Here is a 15,437-nt window from a genome sequence, read left to right as displayed (position 1 = left end):
GCATGACGAGGGTTGCGTCTATTTCCGCGCCGCCGCCCTTTGCGCGCCCACCGGCGCCAGCCCGACCCAGCGCTTCATGTCGACCTCGTCGCTCACCTTCCACGGCACGCCGCTGCGGGTCATGAACATCCGCTCCATCTCCTCGCGGGTGAAGGGGCGCGAGCCGAGGCGGCCGAACACCGCCATCTGCCCGCCGGTCTCGTCCACCGCACGGTCGCGGTCGAGGCCCTTGGACATGGCGATGGCGGGCGTCGGCGTCTTCGCCCAGGCGATCAGTTCGGGCATCGGCGCGGGGCTGAAGCCGTAGAAGCCGCGCTGGCTTTCGGGGCTGGTGAGCTGCAGCACCTTGATTCCGTTCCTCCCGTCCGCGACGTAAGCGAACAGCGAGGCATTGGTGGTGCCGACGATCACGTCCTCGGCATCGTTGAGCGCGCCGCCCAGCGTCACCTTCTGGTAGACCTTGGGTGCGCGCGGGTTGGTGACGTTGAGGATCACCAGCCCCTCCTGCTTCGCTGCGACATAGGCATAGGTGCGCGCGATATACATCCGCCGCGCGTCGGCGAGCGGCACGGTCGCCTCGGGCACCGCGACGGGGTTGCGCAGCGAGGTGATGTCGAACAGCTTCACGCCTTCCGCATCGGTCACCCACAGGTAGCGGAACTGCACCGCGCTCGCCCGCGCATCACGCAAGGTCCGCACCGCGGCAAGCTTGGGCGTGTCGGGATCGCTGAGGTCGACCACGACCAGGCCCTTGGCCGCCGTGATATAGGCGATCTCGCCCGCCAGCACGATGTGCCGCGCGCCGTCGAGCACGCCGCCCGGGTTCCAGGCGGTGGAACCGTCGGAATAGACCTTGCGCTTGAGCTTGTTGTTGCGGAATTCGCCGTCCGCCAGCGTGTTGACGTTGACGAGGATCAGGCCCTCGACCGCGTCGGTGACGGCGGCATAGTTGTAGATCGGCTTGAACGCCTGTTCCTGATTGGCCGCGCGCATCGCCTCGGTGTTGCGGGTCGGCGCGATCGGCTGGTTGGTGGCGAGCGCCATGCAGGTCGCATTGGTGGTCTTGACCTGCGTGTCGTGGCCCAGCGCGGAGAACGGCCCCTTGAGGATCCGCTCCGAGGTGCCCTTGTTGGCGATGCTGGCGACGTCATAGGCGACGAACCCGCCCTTGCCTTCGGCCACGAACATGTATTCGCCGCGCAGCTGGAGGCAGCCGACCCGGCCGGGCGTGCCTTCGTGGACGTTGACGAATTCCTCGAACGGGTGGGTCTCGCCGCTGAGTTTCTCGTCGAAGGCCTTGCCGCGCGTCCAGTTCTTCAGCTCGCGTCCGTTCTGTTCGACATGGAGCTTCCAGTAATCGGGATAGGCATAGCGCTGGAGGTAGGAGCCGATCACCGCCTGCGGCTCGTCATATTCGGTCACCCGCGTCGCCTGGAACCCGCCTTCCAGACCGCTCCACGCGTTGAGGCCGACGAAGTTGACGTAGTTGGTGCCGAGCAGGAAGAGCTGCGCCATGATCGCGTTGTTGTCCTCCTTGGCGGAGAGGTGGCAATCGGTGCAGGTCTTGGTCTCGGTCAGGCGCACGGTGTGCGGGAAGTGCGGCGCGAAGGCCTGGCTGGAGAAGCCGATGGCCGAGATCGGCGGCTGCTGCACGTAGATCCGTTCGCGGTTGATATTGGTCGAGGACAGCACCAGCGCCGAGGACGAGCGGACCGGGGCGACCTGGTTGCCCTTGGTGGTCATGTGCTTGCCGAGCTGGAACATCTCGTCGCGCGCGACCTGCGGGTTGTAGGTCGCGAAGTTGCGCGTCTCGCCGCCTTCGTAGCGGTGGACGGGGGTCTTCCAGTTGGCCTCGATCGGGAGGTGGCACCCGCCGCAGCTCGTGGTCCATGACAGGTGGCAGGTAAAGCAGGCCATCTCCGGCTCACGGTGCGCGCGGTCGGGCTCGGAGATGCCGGTGCCGAATTCGAAATTGCCGGTCTCCGCTCCGTAACGGCTGACGAGCTTGGCACGCGCGGCCTTGGCGTTGAACACCGGGGTGGCGGGATCGACCGAGTCCTTGACGAGGCTCATCTCCCACTCAAGGCTGGGGTCGACGATCGAACGCTGGATCAGACGTTGCCTGCCATCCGGCCCCTCCAGCCATTCGAACCGCCGCTTGCCATCGGGGTTGCGCAGCAGGGCGAGGTTGTGGCCCTCGGGGGGCGCGGCCGGGCCGCTGGTGCGCAGGGTCGGGTAGGCGTCCGCGGTGCCGTGACAGTCCTTGCAGGTGATCTCGATCGCATTCGCCACCTCGCCGTAGATGAGGCCGTTGCCGTGGCTGTCCTGCTCGAAGTGGCAATCGGCGCATTGCATGCCCTTTTCGGCATGGATGTCCATCAGGTGGACCGCCTTGCCCGGGTTGATGCCCGCAGGCACGAACTTGCCCTCGCCCTCGCGCCGCCACTTCTCGGGATCGTCGGGGTCGACGATATTGCCCTCGGCATCGAGCAGATTGCCCTCGCGGTCGCGCTTGAAGATCGCGCGGAAGTTCCAGCCGTGGCCGTGATAGTCGGCGAACTGGGTGTCCTTCAATTGCGGGTTCAAGTCATAAACGTTGCGCAGGAAATCGAGGTCTGCCCAGTTGCCCTTGGGCGCGGCGCCCTCGGGGTTGCGGTCGGTGACCGCACGGACTTCGGCGGCGGTCGGGTATTTTTGGCTAGCTGGCCACATGAAGGGCGCGTCGGACTCGTAGTCCCACATGGTGTAGCCGAGGAAGGAATTCAGGAAGATGTTGGGCTGGTGCATGTGGCAGTTCATGCACTGGCTGGTCGGGATCGCGCGGGTGAAGACGTGCTGGAGCGGGTGGCCGCTTTCCTTGACCGCTCCGCTCGCAGTGCGCAGCGCCCCGTCATCGGCGTGATCGTCATGCCCCGGCTGCTTGACCGCGCCGTGGCCGCCTTTCTTCTCTTCATAGCCCGCCGCGTGGGCGATCTTCTCGGCAATGGTGGGGTCGGCGGTGATGCTCTGCCCGTCGCGCCCGTATTGCGCATAGACGAGCGAATGGCGCGGCTCGCGATCATTGGCGTAGACAACGTGGCACGAGGCGCAGCCCGAATGGCGGTAGTCGCCCGGCTGGTCGTTGGTGCCCATGAACCAGGTGAAGGGATCGTTGAGGCGCGTCTTGTGGATGTTGAGCGCCGGGATCGCGACCCGAAGCCCCGTGCCCGGCCCGCGGTTCGATTGCTTGAGGTCGGGCCGGCCGGGCTCTTCCAGACGCTGGATCGAGCCGGTCGGGTTGGGCAGGCCGATCTCCGGGAACTGCGAGTTGATCGTGCGCCCCCCGCGCTCGAACACGCGGAACACGTCGCCCGGCGGGATCACGTGCCACGTGGGCAGCGGATACATCTCGGCAAGCACGCCGCGCGCGATCTGGTCCTCGGAGAGCTTGCCCCCCGGCCCTGCGCCGGGCGTGGTGATCTTCGCCGGATCGCCCTCGCGCGTGTAGGCCTCGCCGAGGAGGTAGTTCTTGAAGGGCAGGATCCCGTTGTTATAGCTCGCCCCGCCCCACAGCATCGCGCCGGTCGCCATGATCGATCGCTCGGCGCTCTCGATCGCCTGGATGTGGCACGCCCCGCAGGCATCGCGCGCGACGCGGTAGTCCGAGGGGTTGATGAACTTCACGAACTCCGGCGATTCCTGGTTGAGCAGCGCGTAGGAGCGCTGGGGGTTCGCCGAGGAGGGGAAGTGCCAGGACTTGGGATATTTCGGCAGCACATGCGCCGCATCGCGCGCGGCGACGTAATCGGGGTGGTCGTGCGGCAGTTCGGAATTGCCGCGCACGGCCTCATTGCCGCCATGGCAATCGGTGCAACCGAGCCGCACGGCGGGCGAGACGTGCATCGTCGGCGCGTCGGTCTTGACGTGGCAGGTAAGGCAGCCTTCGGACTTGGCGTCCATCTCGGCCACCGATTGCCGCTGCGGCGCGGGCGGCGCGATGACGAGCGAGTAGTCGCGCTTGACCGGCTTCTCCTTGTCGGAGGCCATCGGGCTGCCGGCAAACAGGGACACGGCCAGCACCAGCGCCGCGGCAATCAGCGCAAGGTGGCGGGCGAAAGGCTGGGTGAGCGCGCGCATCAGTAGGTCAGCACCACGTTGGCGAGGATCGAGACGAATTCCTTTCCGCCCCCGCGGGAAGTGAACAGGTCCTGGAAACCGTCACCCGCAATCAGCGTGGCGGCGGACAGGCGGAAGACGAGGTTCTGGTTGGCATGCGGCCGCCAGATCGCCGAGGCCGAGAGGTCGAAGCCGATCTCCTTCGGGATCGAGCCTTCGTTCCTCAGCACCTCGAGCACCGAGGTGTTCTCGAACCACAGGTGGTTGGCATTGGCGGTGAGGCGGAATTCCGGCGTCAGATCGAAATCCGCGCCAACCCCGGCAAGGATCAGGCCCGGGTTGTTGAAATTGCTCTGCCCCTGCTCCTTCGAGGAGCGCAGCGAATTGAGCAGGCCATTCCTCCCGTTGACGCTGATGACGCGCCCGCCGCCCGCGAAGGGGATGGTCTGGCGGATCCAGTAGGAGGTGTCCGCACCTGCGAACACAGGGTTCTCGAAGATCGCGTCGAACCCGCCTTCGGTGTCGTCATAGGGATCGCTGTCCCCGCTGGCATAGGCGGCCGAGAGGCGGAAGCGCATCCAGTCCTTGTCGTAGCTCGCTTCCAGTGCGGCAAACTGGGCGTTGATGTCCGCCGGGCGGTCGGTGAGGAAGGAATTGCGGTCCTCGCCCAGCGCCCAGTAGAAGCTCCCCGTCAGGTTCACCCGCCCGATGCGGCCATCGAGATTGTAGCCGAGGTAGAAGGCGTCGTATTCGCGCCCCCGCAGCGTGCCGAGCAGCGCCGGGCGCACCGGGAAGCCGTTGTCGTCGATCTCGATGTCGTCGGCCTCGCGGTTGCGGTTGTAGACGACGGTTATCTGGCTGGTCAGGGCGGGAATGAGGAAATCCTGCCGGTAGGCGTTCGCGACGAACACGAAATCGTCGCGCGGGCTCTGCGTCACATCGTTGAGGCCGGAGTTGGTGTCCTTCTCCAGCCGCCAGAAGGCGCCCAAGTTGAACTGGAAGCGGTTGTTGTCGCGCGATCCGAACAGGCGCACGCCCAATTGCTGGTCGTTGAACAGGAACCCGCGGAAGTCCGACTGGAACGGCTGTATTCCGGCGCGGATCGAGATGAAATCGAACCTGTCAGTGTCGAACTGGCTGAAGTGGTAATCGACGAAGGCTTCCTGCACCCCGAGGAAATCGTCCAAGCGGTGCGAGGGGCGCGAGGGTTCGACGAACAGCACGCGGCGTTCCGGCACGTCGACATAATTGACGTTGTAGGCCAGCGTCAGGCGGTATTCGATGGTCGGCGGCTTGAAGTTGGTCGAGCCCTTGAGCAGCGCAAAGCCGGCGATGAAGGTCTGGCTGAAGACCTGGCTGAAATCATCGCCGAAGACGTCGTTGCGGTCCGGGTCCTCGGTGGTCTGGACGCCGACGGGAATGGGGAAGGTGCGCGGCTCGTAAACGGTGTCGCTGATGAGGTTGGCAACGAAGAACCAGTCGTCCTCCTTGATCGGCAGCCACGGCACTTTCGCCCGGTCGATCGGCCGGTCGCCCTTCAACGTGTTCTGGTTGTAGGGATCGAGCAGGTTCTCCTTCACGAGGCCGAGGCTCTGGATCAGCCTCCAGCGATCGGGGATCGGCACCTGCTCGGCCGGGAAGGCCTGCGGGGGCGGCGCGCGCACCGCGCCCTCGTTGTTCTGCTCGATCTTCTCAGGGAGCGGCGCGGTGTAGCCCGGGCGCTCGCGGCCCTCGATGATGCCGGGGTCGACGGGGGGGACATCCTGCTCCCAGTCCTGCGCGGCGGGAGCCTCGCCGGGCGGCACAACCGGGGGCGTCGCCTCTTCGGGCGGGGCGGCCTGGAGCAGCAACAGGGCGGGGAGCAGCGCCGTCATCTGCTACAGCCCCTGACACACGTTCTGTTCGCTGCTGCCGATGAACGGCGCGAAGGGGCAATTGACGTAGCGCAGCCGCACCTGGCGGTTGCCGACCTGCACCACGATCCGGTCGGAGCGGATCGCCGCAGGCGCATTGCCGAGGCCCCCTCCGGCGCGCGCGGCGCCGTTGTGGAGGCCGAGGAAGCTGATCATGTCGTCCTGGTCGATCCCGTCGCCCGAAACGCCGATGCCGCCCACCAGCACATTGCCGCGATAGACCGGGACCGAGCCGGGGAAGATCTGAATGCCGTTCGCGAGCCGCGGCGTGCCGCCTGCGGTGTTGGGCAGACCCGTGCAGGCGCGCGGCGTGTCCTGCGCGCTCGCGCCGGTCACGAAGCCGAGGTGCTGCGCGAGGTTGCCCACTATCAGCGCCGAGTGCAGCCCGGTCGAGAAGGGGCTGAACTGCTGGATCGGGCGCGAGAAGGGCCCGTTGGGCTGGCCCACCTCGCCATCGGGGAAATAGGGCCGCGAGAGGTTGCCGTTGGCACGGTCGGAGAAGGCGAAGTTGCCGGTCAGCGCGGTAGGATCGCCGAGGAACGTCCGTGCCCGCGTGACGAATTGCGGCACCTCCCCCGGCGCCGTGGAAAGCTCGGCAGCGGCGAAGGGGCCGGAGAAGAAATTGGCAGTGCGCGCCTTCTGCAAGCTCACGTCGATCCCGAAGATCGGCGCATCGGGCGAGCGCACGAGGCCCAGCACGGCCCCGCGCGTGTCGACGAGGCTGATCGTCACCTGCGCGCGGCTGTCCAAAGGTTGGCGGATCTGCGCCCGCGCGCGGCTCATGACCGCGAAGGCTTCCTCGAGGATCACCCGCGCCTCGGCGGCGGTGAGCGGCGCGGCCACATCACCCGCATCGGTGCCGCCGCGCACCGGATAGCGGTTCGCGCCTGCCCCGTTCGTGAGCACGAAGGCATCACGATTGGCGAACTCCGCCACGGTCGAGGCGCGCACGCCCGACGCCTCGGTGCCGTAGGTCGCGCCCGCCAGCAGACCTGCGCCGCTATAATATCCGTTCACCGGCACCAGCGCGCCCGCCGTGCTCGCGAAGCTCGCCCCCGCGACATTGCCGATCTGCGGGTATTCGACATCGGTGTAGCGTAAGGAAGTGCCGTCGGCGGTGATGCGGTCGGCGCGGATGCCGACCGGGGCCTCGAAGCCCACCGTGCCCGCGAGCGCGATCGCCTCGTCGAGGTCGGTATCGCGGTCGAGCACATTGGGGTCGAAGCCGTAGGTGCCGTCGGCGATCACCCCGATCCCGCCGACGACAACGCCATTCTGGTAGAGCGGAAAGCCGCCGGGGTCCGCCGCCAGCCCGAGCGGCGAGCGCTTGGGGCCGATCAGCCCGTCGCTCGCCCGCGCCGCGAGGTCGGAGCAGGGGAGCTGGCTGAACTGCACCCCGAACAGCGGGCCGCTCTCCAGCCCCACGGTGGTCGGCGCAGGCGGGAAGTGCTCCTGCACGATGAAGCTTGCGGTGCGGCTCGAGAAGGCGTTGCCGCCGCTCGACAGATAGGCGCCGGTGATCGCCTTGGCGATCGCGGCGCCCGCCGACGGGATGGTGAGGCCCTGCGCGTCGCGGCTGGTGCCGTCGCGCGCGGGCGGAATCTGCGCGGTCGCGGCAGCCCCGGGCATGGCGAAGACGCCGAGGACATTGCCCACCCGGTCGGTCACCGCGATGGTCGCCGCCACGCCCCGCGCGCGCGCCTCGGCGGCGGCCTGGGCGATGATCGTGCCGACCTCGCCGCTCGACAGGCTCTCGGGCGCGGGGACGCTGAACACCTGCCCGGCAGGCGGCGGGGTGGGCGTGGGGGCAGGGCCGCCGCCGGTCGCGCCGCCATTGGTGGGCGGGCCGTCGCCGCCGCACGAGGCAAGCACCAGCGCGCTCGCGGTCAGCCAGAAGGTGGTGATCCCCCCCCGCATCGCTATTTCAGCCGTCCGATCGCGCCAGCCGCCGCCTTCAATGCGGCGCGGAAATCGGCCGGGCGGTAGGCATTGGGCTCCTCGACCGCCTTGTAGGCGCGCGAAATGTCACCGCGAATGCCCGCCGCCGCGCCCTGCGTCACCCGGCCCTCGCGCACCAGCGCATTGAGCAGCGTGTCGACCGCCATCACCGCCTGCACCGATCCGGCATAGTCGGTGAAGCGTGGGCTCGTCGCCTCGCCGGATATCGTCGCGATGATCCTGAAGGTGTCGGCATCGCTGTAGGAGCGGCCCGCAAGCGCATCCGACAGCGCCCCGGCGCGCGCTGCCAGGGCCTGCGCAGCGGTGCGCGCTTCGGCGGGGCCCGCGCCGAACGCCTTGTGGAAGTCGCGCGCGGCAGCCTGGAACTTCGCCGCCTCGCCCGGCACCAGCGCCCCCGCCACTGCAGAGAGCATGATCATGTTCTCGTCGTTGAAGGGCGGGTTGCCGAAGGGGATCGGACGGCCGGGATTGGTCTCGAAGGTGAGCTTCCTCTGCGGGCCGTCGGTGATCGTGCGGTGGCACGAGTGGCAATCGAGGAAGTAGAACTGCGGGAAGGCGCCCTCGTAGCCGAACCTGGGCTGGGCGAAGAGGCTGGTCGAGCGGCGCACGGCTTCGGCCTGCCCGACCGCCCAGAAGCGCACCGAACTGGGCGGACCCTTCCGCGTCACGTAGTCGCCGTCGACCTGGTGGTGCTGCTGGAGCGCGCTGAACAGGTCGAGCTCGAAGGAGACGCGCGGGTGACCAGCGGCCATCATCGCGTGGGTGACGAACTGGCCGGGCTTGCTCGAGCCGTAATGGCAGTCGAGGCAAACCCCCGCGCGCGCCTTGGGATTGTCGAGCGGGGTGAGGCCTGCCGCGACATTCGAGGCGTGGGTGGCGGGGAGCGCGTAGTGCTCGGCGAGCCAGGTGCCGCCCGAGGCGCCGTGGCAGCTCTCGCAGCCGACCCCGTCGGTGAGCGTGAACTTCGCCCCGCGCTGGCCTGCGGGCGCGTTGGTGGCATGGCAGCCAAGGCAGGCAGGCGCGGACTGCGCATTGCCGAGCCCGAGGCTCGCGGCGATCTGCTGCCCGCGCCGTCCGCCGAGCACGGCATAGGCGCGGCTGTGTGCGCCCGAGGGTGAGGAGGGTTCCTGCCAGGTCGCGATCTCGTCCTGACGGACAACCGCGCCGTTGCCCTCGGCACGGCCGTGGCAGGTCGATCCGGCGCAGGTCGCCACGCCCTCGAAGGTGCCGCCGCCGAGCGCGGTCGAGACCGGATAGACGGCGATCAGCGCCAGCACTGCGGCAAGGCGCGCCAGCACGCGCCGCGAGGTCCCCCGTGCCGCTCCACCAGCGATCAGATCCGCCAGAATTCGTCTCATCCCATCCCCCCCGAGATGCCCGTCACCCGGCCCGGCCGGCCCCCGGCACGGCTATCGACACGCGCCCCGCGCCACGATTGCCGCATCGATGCAAAGCCCGGTTGCGCACCGCGTCCCGATTCCCCCGTCAGGCCGACCCCGTCGCCCTTCTCCCAAGCTTGCGCCTGCGATGCAACAGGCAATCGGCAGGCTGCAGGCGACCGGCCGTGCCTGCGCGTTCAGCCCCCGCTCGCCTCGGCATCGGCCTCGAGCCCGGTGGCGAGCAGGTCGAGCTGCACCGTGCAGCCCTTGGCGATCAGGGCCTCGCCGAGCGTGTCGGGCGCCTCGAAATCGCCCTCGAGCAGCACGAAGGTGACCTGCGCGCTGGTCGCGTTGTCGGGCCCGGTGATGGTGTAGGGCGCGCCCTCGACGATCGGCAGGCGCGCCGGATCGAGCGCCGCAACGGTCACTGTCTCGTCGAAGGTGACATCGACCGATGCGCCATTCTCGCGGTTGAACATGCGGTAGGTGATGGTGTCGGGCGCGCCGGGCCGCCACAGGCGCACCGTGGCAAGATCATAGAGGCACACCGTGCCCGAGCGGGTGACATCGACATACCACAGGCTGGGATTGGTCGGATTGCCCTCGGGCTCGCCGCGCACTGCCCCGGTGCGCACGCGGGTGGCGGCGCGCTTGCGGGTCAATGAGGCGAAACGGTCGGCGGCGACCTGCGGGCGGTCGCCGATGCGGAAGGTGCCCGCGCCCTTGATGACGCGCGTGCCATTGGCGGTCAGCACGGTGATGACATCGCCCGCCTTCAGCGTGATGGTGGCATTGTCGTCGACCTTGGCGCCGACCGGATAGCGGGTCGCCGAGGGCCCGGTGGACTTGACCACCACCCCCGCCATCGCCGCCGTCGGCAGGGCCAGTGCCGCTCCTGCCAGTGCCAGCGCGCGAAGGCGCCGCTTCAAGCTAATCGAGAACATAGGTTCCTCCCTCATCGATCGCTGCCATGCGCCGTGCAAGATTGCCTAGCGCTGAATCCTCCGGATGGCGAGCCGCGACTGCTTCGGCGAGCGCGCGCGCTGCGGCCGGATCGGTTGCCGCGAGCGCGCTCGCCTCGGCGAGGCTCGCGCGGTCTTCCGCCGGGAAATCGGGCGATGGTTCAAACAGGTCGACCGGCCGCGCCCGGCCGCGCAGCCGCACCCGGCCCATCTGCCGCCACCAGTCGAGCCCCGAGGCCTCGGCGAATTCGCGGCTCGCCATAACGCTCGAATCGAGCGCCTTGTTGGCGGCCTCGAGGCGCGCGGCGGTGTTCATCGAATCGCCCAGCGCGGTGTACTGGATGCGGGTCGCCCCGCCGAAATTGCCGATCACCGCCTCGCCGAAGTGGAGGCCCACGCGGGTCTTGCCGATCCTGGGCAGATCCGGGTCCATCGCCGCGACCTCGGCGCGGAAGGCCTCGCCCGCCTGCCACATCGCATAGCCCGCACGCGCGGCGCGGTTGCCATCGTCGGGCCGGCTGATCGGCGCACCCCAGAAGGCGACCACGGCATCGCCCACGAACTTGTCGATCACCCCGCCATGGTCGAGCACCACCTGGCTGAGCATGTCGAGGTAGCGGTTGAGCAGCTTCGCCACCATTTCCGGCGGGATCGCGTGGCTCATCTTGGTGAAGCCCTCGAGATCGCTGAACAGCACGAAAATTTCGCGCTTCTCGCCCCCGAGGCTGAGCAGTTCGGGCTTGTCGATGATCGCCTGGGCGATGTCGCGCGGGATGTACTTGCCGAGCGCGCCGGTGGCGAAATTGCGCTGCACCGCGCCTGCCGTGCGGGCGGCCACCGTCACCGCGGTGAAGACGAGAATCCACCCGATCAACCAGCCGACCGCCGGCAAGCCGTAGGTATCGACATTGCGTACCTGGAGCAGCACCGGCAGGCCCTGAAAGAAGACCAGCTGCGCCACGCCGAACAGCGCCAGCCGGCGCGCGGTCCATTCGAGCAGCGCGGTCAGAGCCGCGATGATGACCACCAGCACCGCCATCGACCACAGCACCCATTCCCCGATCGGCCGGAGAACCCGGCCGTCGAGCATCTGCGAAATGATCTCGGCATGCACCGCGATCCCGGCAGGCACCTCGCCGTTGATCGAGGTGAAGGTCGTCTCGACCCGGTCATAATCGACAATATCGCCGCCGATCAGGATGTACTTGCCTGCATACTGCTCCTTGAGAAAGGGCAGGATCTCCGGGTCGGGGTCGACAAAAAGGTCGATCTGGGCCGGGGGGAACAGCACCGAATCCTGGAACTTGGGCCGCCGGTAGTCGATCGCGCCCTGGTACCCTGCAAAGGCGGCGACGGCCGGCTCCCCCGCCTCTTCCAGCATAACCCGCCCGAGCAGCGGCGGAAGGCCCGCGCGGATGTCGGGCCACAGCCGGGTCGCGCCGAAGGTGTTGTCGAGCCGGATGCTTGCCGGACGCCCGTTGCTGCCCGCCAGCCGCGCCATGAAGGCTTCGAGATATTGCTGCTGTTCGTATTCGATGTCGTCCGGGTTGGTCGCCTTGGCGGCATAGGCGACCGCGACCGGGGTCTTCATCGCGCGCAGCGCGGCGATCAGCTCCTCGTCCTCGTCCTGCGGCTGGTCGAACAGGATGTCGATCCCGATCGCCTTGGGCTCGAAGGTGTCGAGCGTGCGCAGCGTCTTGGCCAGAAGGCCGCGGTCGAGCGGCGAGCGCTTGCGCGCGGCGATCAGGGTCTGGTCGGTATAGACCACCAGCACGACCCGCTTGTCTTCCTCGACCAGATCGGCAGCATAATAGGCCCTGAGGTCATAGAGCGCGCGTTCGGCCTCGCCAATGAGCGGGGTGGGCACCGAACCGCCGGGCAAGACCCATCCGTAGCGGGCGATGAGCACGCCGAGGCACATGAGCATGAGGGTCAGGCCGAGCTGCACGCCGCCCGCCGCGCGGACATTGCGCCAACCGCGCGCGAGCAGGCCGGAGCGCGCGTCCTGGCGGGCTTGCACGGTCTTGTCCATTGCCCTCGCGTCCCGGCCGCTCTCAGCGCGCGAGCCGCGCCGCGCCGTCGCCGACGACCGCGAAGGCCGACCAGTAGAACGGGTGCGAGGTCTGGGCATCGTCCATCAGCGCGAGCTGCGAGCTGCGCAGCGCCTCGGCTGTGCTGCGCCCGTCCTCGGCGAACAACCCGCCGACCAGCCGCCCGGTCGCGTCGAAATCGTCGGGCACTGGCCAGTGGCTCGCAAGCACTGTCCGCCCGCCCGCGCCCACGAAAGCGCGCACCAGCCCGTCGAGTGCGAACTCGCCGCCGCTCCTCACCCCCGCCTCGCGCGCCGCGCCGATGGTGGCGCTGCCGGCGGTGTCGCAGGCCGACAGGATCACCAGGTCGGCATCAATCCTGAGGTCGAAGATCTCGGCGAAGCTCAAGAGCCCGTCCGAGGCCGCGCCTTCGGCGAAACTGGTCAGCAGCGCCGGGCGCGGCGGGCAGCCGGGCTGAGGCGCGGTGACGAGGCCGTGGGTGGCGAAGTGGAGGATGCGGAACTCGGCAAGATCGGCCAGCGCCGCCACGCCGGTATCGGTGAAGGCGGTGCCGGTCAGCACCTGCGCGCTCGCATCGAACCTCGCCGCCGCCTCGCGCAGCTCCTTGGCCTTGATCGGGTTGGCCCAGATGTTGGGCGACCAGGTGCAGCGCTCGCCCGCCTCGAGCGCGGCGCGGACGCGCGACGCGCCGGGGCTGGCGGTGCCGATCGGGGTGTTCTCGCCGAGGCCGAGATAGGCGCGCTTGCCATCCGAAGGCCGCGCGGCGCGCACGTCGCGGAAGGCCGAGGGGCCGACCGAGGTGCTGACCTGAGTGCTGCGCCCGAGCCACCTGGTGCCGCGGAAGTCGTATTCGTCCGCGCCCTTCTGCTTCATGCGCGCCTGATAGGCGGCCACGCTCGCATCGTCGGTGACGAGCAGGTTGACCGGCAGCTTGAGCAGCGCGCCATCGGGTTCGAACACCAGATGCTTGAGCTTCGGCAGATCGTCGGCGACGGGGGCGAAGAGCTGCACATAGAGCTTCCGGGCAGCCGCCAGGTCGAAGGGATAGGTATTGACCTGCCCGCCCTCGACCACCGCGATGCTCTCGCGGATCTGCGTCACGAGGCCTTCCAGCTGGCGCGGGGTCGCTTCGGCGCGCCACACCCGCGCCGCCTCGCGGGTGGCGTAGAGCACATAGGCATCGCTATCGAGCGTCACCAGCTTCACATAGGCCTCGCCCTCGCCGAGCACGGCCTGGAGGTCGGCGAGGCTGATCGCATTGCCCGCGACCGCGCGGTAGCGGGGATAGGCAGCCAGCCGGTCGAGCACCTCGGCCTGCTGCTGCTCGAGCTGTTCGAGCCGCGCGCGCCGCTCGGCGATCTGGTCGGCGAGGCGGGTGTCCGCGTCGGGCAGGCTCTCGAGCTCGAGCAGCGAGACACGGCTCTGCTCGATCCCGCGCCCGAGATTGGTGGCGGTGCGGAACAGCTGCGCGGCCTCGTCGGTGCCCTCGGACAGTTCGCGGGCGAGCGCGGCCTGGGTCTGGGCAAGGCCGGGGCGCTGGAGCAGCTGGCTCGCGGCGAAGACATCGGCGGCGGCGACCGCGTTGCCGATCCCGGCGTTGCTATCGGTCAGCAGCGCGAAATAGGGCGTCATGACCGAGCGCAGCGAAGGCAGCGGGCGCCCTTCGGCATCGCCGGTGATCCCGCGATAGATCGCCAGCGCCTCGTCGCGCCGACCGCTGCGGGCATAGAGCCCGGCGAGCTGGGCGCGCGCGCTCCCGAGCGCGGGCGAGCCCGGGTAGACGACTTCGAGCAGGCCGATCGCCTGCTTGTGGAGCCGTTCGGCCTCGGCGCCCTCACCCGCGCGCTCGGCGTTCTCGGCGAGCTCGCCGAGCACCTGCGCGCGCAGCCAGACGACCGAGATCACCCGGCCATCGCGCACTTCGGCAAAAGAGCGCTCGGCGGCGGCGAGCAGCGCCGGGGCCTCGCCGCTGCGGCCCAACTGGCGCAGCGCGGTAGCCTTGAGGTAATCGTGCTGGCCATCGAGCAGCCGCGCGCGTTCGAGCGGGGTCAGGCTGAGCGAATATTCCCCCGTGATCCGCCCGCTCTCGCTCGACAGCTGGCCGGCGAGCGCGGCGCCGATGGTGAGCGCGCGGACTTCCTCGGCGCCGCCGAACTCGCTCGCCAACGGCGCCTCGAGCAGCGCCAGCGCGCGCGCGGGCTGGCGTTGGTTCAATGCGTCCATCGCCTCGTAATTGCGCTGCATCCGGGCGAGCACCGGGCTGCCCGCCGCGGCGGGGCGGGCTGCGGCGAACAGCCGGCGGGCCTCGGTGAAGCTGCCGAGATTGGATTGCTGGAGCGCGGTGTTGAGCTGCGCCTCGGCCGCGCCCGGGCCCGACAGGGCCGCGGCGGAGACCGCGAAGAACTCGGCCGCCTCGGCAAAATCGCCGGCATTGCTGCGGCGATAGGCCTCGACCAGCGCCTGATCGGCGGCGATGGCCTCGGCCTGCTGGCGGGCGAAGGCGGCGGCATCGGTGGTGCTGGTGAGCGGGATCTCGACCGTGCCAGGCACGACCGCGTCGCTCGCCAGCGAGGCGATCCCCAGCTCGAGCGCCTTGGCATAGGCGGTGAGGCCCGATGCGGCATAGGTGCGCCCTGCGCGGTTGCCGATCAGGAGGTCGGTCGCAAGGATCGAGCCGGCGCGTCGGCACCCCAATCGCTCGACCGCGGCAAGGCCGGGGAGCGCTTCGGCGGGCTTGGCGGCATCACCGCGACATTCGGCATCGGCGCCGGCAAAGCGCGCCGGGCCGAGTGCTTCGCCGGCTTTGGGCTTGACCACCCACAGCGTGCCGACCGGCGCGGCGGCGTCGCGGCAGATCACCGAATAGCGCCGGTCGAACAGCCCCGCACCAGGCTCGGGCGGGAGGATCTGCGCCTCGCACAGCCCGTTCGAGCCGATCGGGAAAGTGTCGCGCAGCGCGAGGCTGGCGCGCGGCTCGGTACGGGCCGCGCCGGGCCCGGCGGCAAGGCCCGCGCCGAGCCCGGCGAGGGCCGCGAGCGAGAGGGCGGTGCGCAGCAGGCGAGGATGGCGCGCCTTCAT

General features: G+C 69.2%; 7 protein-coding genes. All 7 read right to left on the bottom strand.

Going from position 1 to position 15,437, the window contains the following annotated elements; genetic code table 11:
* Positions 1 to 18: 18 nt before the first annotated feature.
* The 7 genes from AX692_RS07355 to AX692_RS07325 all read right to left on the bottom strand — a co-directional run bounded on the left by AX692_RS07355 (position 19) and on the right by AX692_RS07325 (position 15,437).
* The gene (locus tag AX692_RS07355; RefSeq protein ID WP_073975597.1) at positions 19 to 4,116 is read right to left on the bottom strand and encodes a hypothetical protein; all 4,098 of its coding nucleotides are present in this window, start codon (positions 4,114 to 4,116) and stop codon (positions 19 to 21) included.
* Positions 4,116 to 5,969, bottom strand: a complete 1,854-nt coding sequence (locus tag AX692_RS07350) for a hypothetical protein (protein WP_155644947.1) — start codon at positions 5,967 to 5,969, stop codon at positions 4,116 to 4,118. The genes AX692_RS07355 and AX692_RS07350 overlap by 1 nt, the downstream gene beginning before the upstream one ends.
* Positions 5,970 to 5,972: 3 nt before the next feature.
* On the bottom strand, positions 5,973 to 7,925 hold the full coding sequence (locus AX692_RS07345; RefSeq protein WP_073975598.1) for a heme-binding protein: 1,953 nt from the start codon (positions 7,923 to 7,925) through the stop codon (positions 5,973 to 5,975).
* Positions 7,926 to 7,927: 2 nt separating this feature from the next.
* Positions 7,928 to 9,325: a cytochrome c family protein gene (locus AX692_RS07340; protein ID WP_230959637.1), complete on the bottom strand. Its 1,398-nt coding sequence runs from the start codon at positions 9,323 to 9,325 to the stop codon at positions 7,928 to 7,930.
* A 218-nt stretch (positions 9,326 to 9,543) separates the two neighbouring features.
* The gene (locus tag AX692_RS07335; protein ID WP_073975599.1) at positions 9,544 to 10,290 is read right to left on the bottom strand and encodes a hypothetical protein; all 747 of its coding nucleotides are present in this window, start codon (positions 10,288 to 10,290) and stop codon (positions 9,544 to 9,546) included.
* Complete coding sequence (locus tag AX692_RS07330) at positions 10,277 to 12,340, bottom strand: adenylate/guanylate cyclase domain-containing protein (RefSeq protein ID WP_073975600.1); 2,064 nt, start codon at positions 12,338 to 12,340, stop codon at positions 10,277 to 10,279. The genes AX692_RS07335 and AX692_RS07330 overlap by 14 nt, the downstream gene beginning before the upstream one ends.
* Before the next feature lie 22 nt (positions 12,341 to 12,362).
* Positions 12,363 to 15,437 (bottom strand): CHAT domain-containing protein, encoded by a 3,075-nt coding sequence (locus AX692_RS07325; RefSeq protein WP_073975601.1) that lies wholly within the window; start codon positions 15,435 to 15,437, stop codon positions 12,363 to 12,365.

The organism is Erythrobacter donghaensis (assembly GCF_001557325.1).
GTDB lineage: Bacteria > Pseudomonadota > Alphaproteobacteria > Sphingomonadales > Sphingomonadaceae > Erythrobacter > Erythrobacter donghaensis_B.
Note: the sequence above shows the minus strand (reverse complement) of the source record. Positions and strands in the feature narration are given on the sequence as shown.

Coding starts and splice junctions, on each gene's coding strand:
- AX692_RS07355 (WP_073975597.1), bottom strand. CDS start 4,116: ATGCGCGCGCTCACCCAGCCTTTCGCCCGCCACCTTGCGCTGATTGCC.
- AX692_RS07350 (WP_155644947.1), bottom strand. CDS start 5,969: ATGACGGCGCTGCTCCCCGCCCTGTTGCTGCTCCAGGCCGCCCCGCCC.
- AX692_RS07345 (WP_073975598.1), bottom strand. CDS start 7,925: ATGCGGGGGGGGATCACCACCTTCTGGCTGACCGCGAGCGCGCTGGTG.
- AX692_RS07340 (WP_230959637.1), bottom strand. CDS start 9,325: ATGAGACGAATTCTGGCGGATCTGATCGCTGGTGGAGCGGCACGGGGG.
- AX692_RS07335 (WP_073975599.1), bottom strand. CDS start 10,290: ATGTTCTCGATTAGCTTGAAGCGGCGCCTTCGCGCGCTGGCACTGGCA.
- AX692_RS07330 (WP_073975600.1), bottom strand. CDS start 12,340: ATGGACAAGACCGTGCAAGCCCGCCAGGACGCGCGCTCCGGCCTGCTC.
- AX692_RS07325 (WP_073975601.1), bottom strand. CDS start 15,437: ATGAAGGCGCGCCATCCTCGCCTGCTGCGCACCGCCCTCTCGCTCGCG.